Annotated in this window: 9 protein-coding genes and 1 tRNA gene; 4 read left to right on the top strand and 6 right to left on the bottom strand. The window is 59.2% G+C overall.

Annotated features, from left to right (window positions below; translation table 11 throughout):
• Nucleotides 1-224: 224 nt before the first annotated feature.
• From SFU85_06960 to SFU85_06950, 3 genes are all read left to right on the top strand, one after another.
• Complete coding sequence (locus SFU85_06960; protein ID MDX6766513.1) at nt 225-827, top strand: hypothetical protein; 603 nt, start codon at nt 225-227, stop codon at nt 825-827.
• Between the two features lie 138 nt (nt 828-965).
• Nucleotides 966-1,325 carry a hypothetical protein gene (locus SFU85_06955; GenBank protein ID MDX6766512.1) on the top strand — a complete coding sequence of 120 codons (360 nt, stop codon included), beginning with the start codon at nt 966-968 and terminating at the stop codon, nt 1,323-1,325.
• Between the two features lie 766 nt (nt 1,326-2,091).
• Nucleotides 2,092-2,637, top strand: coding sequence for a chlorite dismutase family protein (locus tag SFU85_06950; protein MDX6766511.1), 546 nt, complete (start codon nt 2,092-2,094; stop codon nt 2,635-2,637).
• A gap of 116 nt (nt 2,638-2,753) precedes the next feature.
• Here the strand turns inward: SFU85_06950 and SFU85_06945 are convergent, their stop codons facing one another.
• Complete coding sequence (locus SFU85_06945; GenBank protein ID MDX6766510.1) at nt 2,754-3,746, bottom strand: aldo/keto reductase; 993 nt, start codon at nt 3,744-3,746, stop codon at nt 2,754-2,756.
• 262 nt (nt 3,747-4,008) lie between these two features.
• Nucleotides 4,009-4,260, bottom strand: a complete 252-nt coding sequence (locus SFU85_06940; GenBank protein ID MDX6766509.1) for a hypothetical protein — start codon at nt 4,258-4,260, stop codon at nt 4,009-4,011.
• A 133-nt stretch (nt 4,261-4,393) separates the two neighbouring features.
• On the opposite strand from SFU85_06940, the gene SFU85_06935 reads away from it, so the two are divergent.
• Nucleotides 4,394-5,896 carry a glycosyltransferase family 2 protein gene (locus SFU85_06935; protein ID MDX6766508.1) on the top strand — a complete coding sequence of 501 codons (1,503 nt, stop codon included), beginning with the start codon at nt 4,394-4,396 and terminating at the stop codon, nt 5,894-5,896.
• 781 nt (nt 5,897-6,677) lie between these two features.
• On the opposite strand, the gene SFU85_06930 is transcribed toward SFU85_06935, so the two are convergent.
• The 4 genes from SFU85_06930 to SFU85_06915 all read right to left on the bottom strand — a co-directional run.
• A complete protein-coding gene (locus SFU85_06930) occupies nt 6,678-9,731 on the bottom strand; it encodes a thiamine pyrophosphate-dependent enzyme (protein MDX6766507.1) in 3,054 nt (1,017 codons plus the stop codon).
• Nucleotides 9,732-9,818: 87 nt separating this feature from the next.
• Nucleotides 9,819-10,544, bottom strand: a complete 726-nt coding sequence (locus SFU85_06925) for a glycosyltransferase family 2 protein (GenBank protein MDX6766506.1) — start codon at nt 10,542-10,544, stop codon at nt 9,819-9,821.
• Nucleotides 10,537-10,611, bottom strand: a tRNA-Val gene (locus SFU85_06920). The genes SFU85_06925 and SFU85_06920 overlap by 8 nt, the downstream gene beginning before the upstream one ends.
• A 101-nt stretch (nt 10,612-10,712) precedes the next feature.
• Nucleotides 10,713-11,314: sodium/proton-translocating pyrophosphatase (locus SFU85_06915; GenBank protein MDX6766505.1), on the bottom strand; the 602-nt coding region annotated here is incomplete at its 5' end.

The following is an 11,314-nucleotide window of genomic DNA, read 5'->3' as shown; positions in this document are numbered from 1 at the left end:
TATGGACATCCAAGCCCACATGGCGGATAATGGGTTTAAGGGTGGTGGACGGGACATCATTCAAGGGTGTTTTCATCGACCCCTTTGTGGCTCTGTTCTCTCCGGAGTTCAACCCACGTTTAGCGCCCGCCACCACCCCCTGCTTTTGACCCACCGGCTTGTATCTTTGAACTCGCCTTACCGCTAACATGCAGCCATCATGACTCGGCAATAAATATACTTATATGAAATTCCACACCGCACTTTTAGTCTCTGCGCTTTTGCCAATTATTTCATTTGCGGAGACTCTAATCCCAAGCTCACTCAATCCTGCATTCACAGAATCTCGTGAGAAGGCATTCATTCCGTGGTCAGATCCGGAACAATCCACAACCTATTGGAAAGAGCTTTCTCCAAAAAATGTTCCAATTTACTACGAACGTAAGCACGGAGATTTAAGCAGAGATATTTATATACCTAACCCAGGTATTGGATACTGGGTTTTGGCAGGACTTACCAAAGAGAATCTATTTAAAACCCACAGGGAAAAGCTAAAAATTAATGATACTCTTGTAAGTGCATCAATTTATAAGGATGAAAAAGGCAATGACATCTATTGGGCGCTGTGGGCGCCACGGCAACGCGCCTATCTTCTGACCGATAAAATGAAGGAGTTGGGTATCGGACAAGCACAGATTGAATACTCCATTTTTGACAGATTTGGATTTTTTGCGGCTTCGCTTAAGCCATTCTCTGGTATCATTACTTGGGCTTCACTAGCGGTTAATCTGATATTATTGATTGTGATCGTTTCTGTCTTCATTCTACGCTCAAAGCAAAAACAATGACGCCGAACAGAGCGATGCAGCCAACCCCTACCCTCCGGGCCTTTCGGCCCTGCGGCGTCTGTCACACATCCTGCTTACGCAGGCTGCGCGCCAGCCGTTCGTAGGGGTGCCTGATCGCGGACGTTCGGGAAAAACATCATGAGAGACAAAAGATTTCTAATCTCTGCGGTGATCGGCCTTTGCATATCTGCCGTTTTAATTGGTCTTGCACTGGTCCCATCCTCATTCTGGTCTAATCTGACTAATGCGGTCGGCCTGGGGGTTGCGTTGTTTTTGTTGCCTTTTATAAGCACTATCGTCGGTATTTTTATCGCTATATATTTCTATTCAATCGCCTCTTCATATGTCGATGCAAAGCAGAGAGGAAAACCCGGTTGGCTGGTGGCACTATTTGTTGCTTTCATATCCTGGCCCATAGGGTGGATTGCTTGGGTTATCTTTAGACCCACTGACAAACAAGCGCTTGAAACCAATAAGACACCCAATCCAGGCCATTGAGCCAAGGCGCTAACGCACGTGGCAAATGGTGTACGTTCTTGATACATATGAAATTCGAATCCCCAAACACATGTCCAAAATGTTTTGCTAGAGCAGGATTTCGTCGGCTTGATATGGAAGACAAAGGAACAGGTCTTGGGATTTACTTGCTTGGCGGCCTTTTGGCATGGGGGTTCTACCAGACTGCCAGACAAGATAAGTTGGTCTGCACGCAGTGTGGTTACGCTTTTAGTCGACCATCGAACCTATCTCCAAAGAAATTGATTTTGATATCGTTGTTTCTACTAGGACTTGCGGCCATTCTCACACTTGGAATATACCTAAACAGATAAACTTCGAACCAGCCAGTTGACCCAACGGGCGAAGCGCCCGTGGTTCACCGGTAGACGTTCAGCTGAAAAGATATGCCTGTCGTATACACATCCTTAATAGTCAACATATTGGTTGCAGGGTTTTGGGGAGTTGTCCTTGCATTTATCCCAAGAGCACAGTTCCGGAATTGGTCTTATGGCTCGGACAACCCCAGCAGCCGCATTCTGGCGTCATTGTATTTGACGATCACCCTCTTCAGTGTTTTTGCATTTCTGAAACCAGATGGGCTCGTACAAATTTGTTTTTTTCTCTTCCCGTTCCAGATTGTTTATAAATTGTTGAGTGCCATCGCCGTGCGTGATCTTAAAAACCCCGTTGTCCTATCGAATCTGGCGATTGTGGTACTGCACTCTTTTTCGTTAAACTGGCTCATCCACCATGCCACCAAAAACTCATGAACATCAGGCTTTCTCATTTTTGTGCTGGAACCGAGGGGCTTTGGGCCGTTCGCGACATTCGGACCATCCGGGGCGCGTCTTTGCCCGCGGCCGAACGACTGCACATCGCCGATGGCGATGGATCACCTTCAGGCAACTGGACGCTTCGTGGCGTCCGTAGCAACGCCAGGTACACCACTTCAGAGGAAAAAGCACAGCTAGAGGCCCGACAAGAGGGTTTGGGGCGCCGCGATTCGACCCTTGCGGCCCATATTCCGATCAAGAAGAACGAGGCATGGTGGCAACTGAGCCAGGATCAACGCCGGCAAATTTTTGAGGAGCAATCCAAACACACCTCTGTCGGTCTTCAATACCTTCCAGCCATCGCACGTCGACTTTATCACTGTCGAGATTTGAACACTGCTGAACCGTTTGATTTCCTGACCTGGTTTGAGTTCAGTCCGGACCATGAACGGGACTTTGATGATTTGCTCCTTCATCTTTGCACTTCGAGCGAGTGGGACTATGTTGAGCGGGAGGTTGATATCCGTTTGGTTAGGTGAGAAACCCAAGCATGGGGGCTGGCCAGTGGAAAAGTCGTGCCGTTTCCCGGAACGCCATGAAAAATCGTGACGTGCCCCGATCAGAGCCGAGGGTCGCAGCGATGAAAGGCACGGCATCAGCCTTGGCAGGCGGCTTCGATCTCCAGCAACTCCTCTTCTGAGAAGCCTGCCCCCTGGGCGGCCCGGAAATTGTCCTCCAGTTGCGAGACCTTGCTGGCGCCGATGAGGACGGAAGTGATGGCCGGACGGTGCAGCAACCAGGACAAGGCCAGTTGCGCCAAGGTTTGCCCGCGCTTCAAGGCCAGCAGGTGGAGGGCGCGGACTTTTTCCAATTTGTCCGTGGCGACGTCTTCTTTTTTGAGAAACCCGGTCTGTTTGGCGACGCGGGAATCGGCGGCGATGCCCTCCAGGTAGCGGTTGGTCAACAGGCCCTGCGCCAGAGGGGAAAAAGCGATGCAGCCCGCGCCTTCCTCGGTCAGGACATCAGTGAGGCCCTTCTCAATCCAGCGGTCGAGGAGGTTGTAGCGTGCCTGGTGGATGAGCAGCGGCACACCGGCCTCCCGCAGCAGCCGGGCGGCCTGGCGGGTCATGTCAGCGGGGTAGTTGGAAATGCCCACGTAAAGCGCCTTGCCGGAGTGGACCGCCTGAACCAACGCCCCCATGGTTTCTTCAAGGGGCGTCTCCGGGTCGGGTCGATGGCTGTAAAAGATGTCGACGTAATCCAGTTTCATGCGTCGCAGGCTCTGGTCGAGGCTGCTGAGGAGATACTTGCGCGAACCCCATTCGCCATAGGGCCCGGGGCCCATGCGGTAGCCCGCCTTGGTGGCGATGATCAGTTCGTCGCGCCACTTGCCCAGGTCCTGCTGGAGGATGAGCCCGAGGGTTTCTTCCGCACTGCCGGGAGGCGGGCCGTAGTTGTTGGCCAGATCCAGGTGGGTGATCCCGAGATCGAAGGCCCGCAGGACGATGTCACGCGCCCGGGCGTAGTCGTCGATGCCGCCGAAGTTGTGCCAAAGTCCGAGGGACACCGGCGGCAGGAGCAACCCGCTCCGTCCGCAGCGTCGGTAGGCCTTATCTTGATATCGATCCGGGTTGGGCAAATAAGACATGAGCGATCATCGTACGGAGCGGCAGCGCCCCTGTCACGCGGATCTTCAAAGCCCCGCTCCGCCTCCGCCCAAGCCGGAACGATGCAGTTGATTTACCACGAAGTGCGCGAAGACAGACGGGTTTTGGCTGGTAATTCTCCAGTCATCGAGCGGTGAGCCTTCATACAACTGAAATGCATTTCGATTGCTTGATCCTGCCTGTATGATTAAGCGGTTTCACTTCGCGTCTTCGCGAACTTAGCGGTGAACTGCATTTTCCCGGCTAAAGCAATTCCATGGTGCCATCGTCGACCGGGGTCTGTTTTTCCACGGGAGCATCCTGTCGGCGGGCTTGAACGTCCTGCATCCACTTCCAGGCATAGTCCATCGGGGAGACACGGCGGAAAAAAGCCTCGCCGATCTCGCGCGCCTCGGGCTGGGGCAATTTGTTGAGGTCGGCACCGAGTTCACGGCGGAGTGCTTCCATGACAGCAATCTCGTAACCGACCAGCGTGGTGGGGATGGAAGAGGACATCGGTAGATTATGGGGCGCGGGAGAGGCAGGGCAAGTGTGTGATCTTTTTCCAGTGCGGCGATTATGCTTGCCGGGGCCCACCCGGGGCGGTCAAGAATGAACACTGCGTGTCCTCCATGGGACACTTCCCTCCATGAAGTATACCGGAATCGCCTGCGTCAAAAACGAAGCGGACATTGTCGAGGCGTTTGTCCGGCACAATCTCCATTTTCTGGACCGTTTGATTGTGCTCGACCACGGGAGCACCGATGCCACGGCGGAGATCCTCCATCAGTTGCAGCAGGAGGGCTTGGCCCTGGACATCCGGCAGGACCACAGTCTGGGCAAACGCCAGGGCGACAAAATGACCGCACTGCTGCGGGAGGCGGCCGGGGCCGGGGCCGACTGGATTTTTCTGCTGGATGGTGATGAATTCCTGCGCACGCCGGACGGCAAGCGCCCGGTGATGCCGGCCGAGGCCCCGTCCATGGTCAAGGCGGCCTGGCAGACGTATTGCGCCCAGAAATCCGACGACCCGGACGAAACCAATCCGGTGCTGCGCATCCGGAACCGCCTGGCCGTCGAGCCGTTCCACGATTGCAGCCTACAAGACCGGCGCGGTTTGTTGAAGGCGGTGATCCACCGTGATCTGGCCCTGCAGCCGGATCTCTACGTCTGGCAGGGCAACCACGAGGTCACGGTGGGAGGGAAAGAGATCGATTTCGTCTTCTGTCCGGGGTGGACGCTGGCTCATTACTCGCTCCGGAGTCCGGCCCAGTATGCCTCCAAACTGGTGATCCAGTGTCTCCAGGCCCTGAGTGTGAGCACGGTGAAGACCGAGCAGAACACCTTTTACACCCGGCATCTGGAACTTCTGCGCAGCAACTACGGGGAGTTCTGTTCCCAGTTTTACGATTTCGTGCCGGCCTATATGGATGATCCCCGCTATCCTGCGGTCAAAGTGCCCGATCCCCTGCCCTACGCGGGCGGTCCCCTGCGTTATACGGTGCCCTTGCCGGAGATCGCCAGTCTGCTTTCCAACGTGATCCAATATGCAGAGACCCTGGCCCGCTCCCACGGACAGATGGTCCAACGGCAGCCCGTGCCGCCGGAGACCGAACTTGTCTTCCAACTGGGTGGCGGGAAGGCCGTCCGCCGATCGATCGGAAGCCTCGCTCCCCGTGAAGTCACGCTGGAATTGGAGGCCATTCCCGCAGCCGCCGCGGGCGCGATCACCTTCCGTCTGGAGGGTCCGACGGGATTGGCCGAGTTTTTCAGCATGCGTCTTGAGGCCGACGATGGCACGGTTCAGGAATGGACGGGGGCTCCGCTGATCCTCGGTCTGAAGATCGAGGGCCAGGCCCAGCCCCTGCACCACCACCACCATTTGGTCTTCATCAAGGGATATGCCCCGGTGGAACTGCGGCTCGATCTCCCCGAAGTCCCGGCGAGGGCCGCCTGGAAACGACTGAAAATCTTCCTCACGTACAACACAGACCCCGCCCACCTGGGCACGCGGTACTTCCAGACCCATCCGTTCTCCCGTCAGAAAACGGTCGAGGAACTGGAGTTGAAAATCCGCCGCTTGGTGACCCTGGGCGGTTTCCTCCGTTTCCAATTCGATTCCCTCCTCGGCCTGCTGAGGCGACGGGAGTGAATCCTAGAGCCGATCCGATTTAGATAGACGTCTTGATTGTAGGGCGGCCACGAAGTCGCGTGCTCGTTCACTCCCACTCAAAGAGTGCGAGAATGAGAAAGAGTATGAGAACGAGTGGCAAATTAAATGCAAAATGCCCCAGAAGCGGCGGCAAGGGACTGTCTCGTGACCACGTCTTGCGCTACGTGTCCCGTTCCACGGCGACGTGGTCACGGGAGAACGCGACCTCGCGGCCGCCTTACAAATGATTGTATCAACCAATACCGGAATGGCTCTAGAGCGCTTTGAATTTAACGAGCAGTGGTTTCAACTCGTTTCTCTTACTCGCTCTCGTGCACGTTCTCTCCCATTCAGAGAGCACGAGAATGAGAAAGAGTACGAGAACGAGTGGCAGATTAAATGCAAAATGCTCTAACACCAAATTGATTTGAGTGGGCGAAAAAGTGCCTTATGGGAGGGCGAAGCTCCTGGCTCCCCCGCAGGCGTTCGGGGCTGAACCGCCCTTGGAAGAAAGACCTCAAACCGGCTCGGCAGGAGCCTCGCCCTCCCGCTTATTCTGTCGTTCAGTCATTTTTTATTTTGGTATAATCCGCAAGTTAGCTGGGGTGATCCGCCAGAGTCGGCTCCGCCCCGAAAGCTTACGGGGGAGCCGGGAGCTTCGCCCTCCCGTAGGACCCTTCGTCCCCAGGACAACATGATTTGGTACAGATCAAATCGCATTGACTGGGTCCGCAAAGGGGCCAGGCCGAGCGTGCCCGGAGAGCCCTCTTCACCAAAGGCATCAAAGACGGACGGAGGCGGAGTCGAAGCTTTCGATCTGGTGTTTGACCTCGTTGAGGAACTTGGCCGCGCCGGCGCCGTTGATGACGCGGTGGTCGATGGTCAGGGCGAGGTTGACGATTTTGCGCGGGAGGGGCTGGCCGTTCTGGAAGATCACTTTTTCGATGGGGGCGTTGACCAGCAGGGTGGCGACGGCCGGGGGGACGATGACCGGGATGCCGTCGGGGATGTCGAACGAGGCCATGCTGGTGATGATGAGGGAAACCTGCTGGCGGGCCTGGTCGCGTCCCTGGCGGGCCAGATCCACGCGTTCACGCAGGAGGTGGGCGAATTCCCTGAGCCCGAAGGTTTCGGCTTTCTCGACCACGGCGGTGGTGAGGTCGTCACCGGGCAGGCTGACGGCGATGCCGAGGTTGACGTTCTTGTAGATGCGGAGGACGTTGTTCTGGGGCAGGGAGCTGCGGAACTGGGGATGGCGGACGAGGGCTTCCTTGACGCACCAGGAGACGAGGCTGAAGGTGGTGATTTCTTCGGTGGAAGCGGAGGCTTTGAAGTGTTTGCGGGCGCGTTCGACCGGCTCCCACGTGACTTCCTGGAAAATGGTGGCCGGGACAGCGACCCGGGCGGCCCGGGTCAGGCGGTTGGAGAGGATCTGCTGTTGCGGGGATACGGAAATCTCCTCGTAGGCCAGGTCGGCATCCGGGGATGGCAGGGGCGGGGTGGGCATGACGGTCTCCGGGGTGTGGGGCTTGGGGGTCAGGGCGGGGATTTGCGATTCCGAAACCGGCTCGATTTGGCCGATTACGGCACCGATACGGACATTGCTTTCCTCGGCGGCATCCCAGCTCTGGAGGATCCCGGAGTGCGACGACTCGATGTCGACGACGGCCTTGTCGGTTTCCAGTTGATAGATCAATTCATCACGGGCCACATTTTCACCGGGCTTTTTGAAGAACTTGAGGATGCGGGCCTCTTCAAGGCCCTCGCCGATGGCGGGGACGCGTATGGGTACGGTGCGGGCGCCGACGGCCACCGCCACCCCGTGGTGACCGTGTCCGTTGGGGGAAACCACGGGTGAGGATCCGCTTCCATCCATGCCGATGAGGCCGAGGATGGCGCGGACGATTTCGCTCGTGCTGGGAAGGCAGGTTTCCTCATAGACCGGATGGAAGCCGACGTGGATGTCATCGCGGGAGATGAGCACCGGGTGCTGGACGAGCGAGTCCCAGACCTCGGGGTCCTGCAGGAGTTCAGAAACGAGGGTCTGGCCGAAGCTGCAGGTGCGGTTGTCTTCCTCGACGACGAGGAGGCGGCCGGTCTTGCGCACCGACTGGGCCAGAGTCTCGCGGTCCCAGGGGACGATGGAACGGAGATCGATGAATTCGACCGACACGCGGTCGCCGACGACGGCCAGGGCTTCCTCGACTTTTTCCGTGCAATTGCCCCAGGCGACGACGGTGACGTCGAGGCCCTGGCGCCGGACGGCGGCCTGGCCGAAGGGGATGGGCGACCAGGCGGCGGTGGCGGGTTGGCGCATGCGGATCATGTGCTTGGGCAGGAGGACGAGGACGGGGTCGGGGCAGTCGATGGCCGACATCATCAAGCCCGCGGCGTCCTCGGGGCGGCTGGGGACGACGACGCGGATGCCGGGGATGTGGGCGAAGGCGGCCTCGTTGGACTGGCTGTGCCATGGACCGCCACCGGGCAGATAGGCCCCGTAGGGGGCGTAGATGACCATGGGACAGGTCCACTCACCGAAGGTGCGCCAGCGGAGGGTGGCGATGTTGTTGACCAGTTGGTTCCAGCCGGGGCCGACGAAGTCGATGAACTGGAGTTCGAAGACCGGGTGCTTGCCGTAGGAGGCGAGACCGCAGCCCACGCCGAGGATGGTGGCTTCGGCCAGGGGGGAGTTGTGGATACGTCCGGGGAAATCGGTGGAGAGGCCGTGGGTGAGTTTGAAGACGCCACCCATGGGGTCTTCGATGTCCTCACCAAAGAAGAGCACTCCCGGGTCGCGCTTGAGGGCCTCGCGGAAGACGCGGTTGACGGCGTCGAGCATGCGTGTTTCTTCGGTGCCGGGGACGATGGAACGGGGCGCTGGCGTGAATTCGGCGGTCAGTTCCTCCAGGGTGTTCTCTGGTTTGGGGTCGGCTTCGGCCTCGGCCTCCCGGTAAGCGGCCTCGACTTCGTTCTGGACGCGGGTCTTCATCTCCTCCCAGGCGGTGGGGCTGAGGTGGCCTTGGTCGATCAATTCGGCGGCGAGGGTTTCGACCGGTTCGCGCGCGGCCATTTCCTTCAACTCATCGGAGGGTCGGTAAAGGCGGTGGTCGTCGCTGCTGGAGTGGCTGCCCTGGCGGTCGAGTTCCAGCCAAAGAATGACCGGGGTGCGGCCGCTGCGCACGCGCTGGACGGCACGTTCGGCCGCCTCATGGACGGAATCGACGGTACGGCCATCGGCTTGGATGATGTTTTCCTTGTCGAAGAGGCCGAGGCGGAGCGGGTTGGTGTGGGTGGTGCGGGTGCTGATGCCGAAGCCGTTGTCCTCGACGACGAAGACCATGGGGAGTTGTTGTTGAAGGGCGAAGGAGACGGCCTCGTAGAATTCGCCCTGGCGCATGCCGGAATCGCCGACGCAGGCGAGGACGAGGGCATCCTGGCCGTCGAGCTTGGCCCCCCAGGCGAATCCGCATGCCGGCAGCAGCGGGCTGCCGGTGGGGGAAGGAAGGCTCCAGATGCCGTGCTTGCGGCTGCTGAAGTGGCCGGGAAGCTGGCGGCCCCCGCTGGAGGAAGTGCGTTTGGCAAAGAAAGCGCGGGCGAGTTCGCGGGAGTTGACGCCGCGGGCCATGACCAGTCCGCGGTCGCGGTAATGGGGGAAGAGAAAATCCTGTTTTTGGAGGAGCGGTGTGATGGCGGCCAGGGCTTCGTGACCGAGGCTGCTGATCTGGAACCAACCTTTGCCCTGCCGGGCAAGGATGCCTTCCCGGCGGTCGCCTTCACGACTGAGGAGCATGAGCTCAAGCAGTCGGAGTTTGGTATCGGGAGCCAATTTGGCCATGGTTGAAAACCTTAGCCGACACCCATTCGAAACTCCAGCGCAACTTGATCGTCCTTCGGAATGGCTGCGATCCCGTGGAGCGGCAGTTCAGGCCGTGCGTCCCAGCCACAGAAGCCAGCGGAAAGTGTCGGTCCAGGGACGGATGTGGCTGGAGCGTCCGCCGTATTGACAGGCCACCGGCACCTGCGCGACCGGGAAGCCCAGCCGGGCGGCCTGGAGGATCATTTCGCTCTCCAACTCAAACCCGCGGGAAGTCCACGTGCCCTGTTCGACCAGCCGACGGGAAAGCCGGCGGAAGCCGGATTGGCTGTCGTCCAATTGCAGCCCGGTGCGCAGGGCCATGATGCGGGACATGATGCGGTTGACCGCACGACGCAGCGGGGGCATGGGTCGGGCAAAGGGGGCGCGGGATCCGATGACCAAATCGATGCCGGGGGGAAAGGCCAGCAGTTTGGGGGCCTCGTCCGGATCGTGCTGGCCGTCGCCATCCAAAAGGAGAAGATGGGTCCAAGAGGGATCGGAGGCGAGACGGGCCCAAGCGTTGCAAAGCGTAGTGGCCTTTCCGGGGGAGAGTCCTGCGGGATTTTCCCAAACTTCGGCCCCGGCCGAACGGGCCCGGGCAACCGTGTCGTCGGTACAATGGTCGGCCAGAACAATGACACGGGCCGCATGGGGCAGGCACCGCCGGACGACCGTCGCAATGGTCGCGGCTTCGTTGTGGGCGGGTATGAGGATGGGGATGAGGCAGCGGAGCGTCATCGGGAGGGGAATGGATATACCGGCGATGCCCGGCCGCTTGGTGAAGTGGTGCACCCTAGAGGGTTCGAACCTCTGACCTCTACAGTGTCAATGTAGCGCTCTACCACTAAGCTAAGGGTGCGAAGTGGAGGAAGAAATTAATTCGTACGCCCGGGGAAGGCAACTCCTTTTCTGGCGGTCAGGAGGGCCGGGTTGGTCGTGGCACGGGTAACCGTCAGGAACTCAGAAGAAAATGGGGATGATGAGGATGGCGACGATGTTGACGACCTTGATCATGGGGTTGATGGCCGGGCCGGCGGTGTCCTTGTAGGGGTCGCCGACGGTGTCGCCGGTGACGGAGGCGGCGTGGGCGGGTGAGCCCTTGCCGCCGTGGTGGCCGTCTTCGATGTACTTCTTGGCGTTGTCCCAGGCGCCGCCACCGGTGCACATGCTGATGGCCACGAAGAGGCCGGTGATGATGGTGCCCATCAGCAGGCCACCCAGCGCCTTGGGGCCCAGCACCAGGCCCACGACGATCGGCACCACCACGGGCAGCAGCGACGGCACGATCATTTCCTTGATGGCCGCCTTGGTCAGCATGTCCACCGCCACGCCGTATTCGGGCTTGGCCGTGCCTTCCATGATGCCCTTGATCTCGCGGAACTGGCGGCGCACTTCGACCACGACCGAGCCGGCGGCGCGGCCCACCGCTTCCATCGCCATCGCGCCGAACAGGTAGGGGATCAGCCCGCCGATGAACAGGCCCACGATCACCATCGGGTCCGACAGGTCGAAGCTCACCGCCCGGCCGTAGCCTTCCAGCTTGTGCGTGTAGTCGGCGAACA

This window comes from Candidatus Methylacidiphilales bacterium (assembly GCA_033875315.1).
In the GTDB taxonomy this organism is placed as follows: domain Bacteria; phylum Verrucomicrobiota; class Verrucomicrobiia; order Methylacidiphilales; family CAZTYG01; genus JANRJG01.
This window is presented reverse-complemented; position numbering and strand designations above follow the sequence as displayed.

Coding starts and splice junctions, on each gene's coding strand:
- SFU85_06960 (MDX6766513.1), top strand. CDS start 225: ATGAAATTCCACACCGCACTTTTAGTCTCTGCGCTTTTGCCAATTATT.
- SFU85_06935 (MDX6766508.1), top strand. CDS start 4,394: ATGAAGTATACCGGAATCGCCTGCGTCAAAAACGAAGCGGACATTGTC.
- SFU85_06930 (MDX6766507.1), bottom strand. CDS start 9,731: ATGGCCAAATTGGCTCCCGATACCAAACTCCGACTGCTTGAGCTCATG.
- SFU85_06955 (MDX6766512.1), top strand. CDS start 966: ATGAGAGACAAAAGATTTCTAATCTCTGCGGTGATCGGCCTTTGCATA.
- SFU85_06940 (MDX6766509.1), bottom strand. CDS start 4,260: ATGTCCTCTTCCATCCCCACCACGCTGGTCGGTTACGAGATTGCTGTC.
- SFU85_06950 (MDX6766511.1), top strand. CDS start 2,092: ATGAACATCAGGCTTTCTCATTTTTGTGCTGGAACCGAGGGGCTTTGG.
- SFU85_06945 (MDX6766510.1), bottom strand. CDS start 3,746: ATGTCTTATTTGCCCAACCCGGATCGATATCAAGATAAGGCCTACCGA.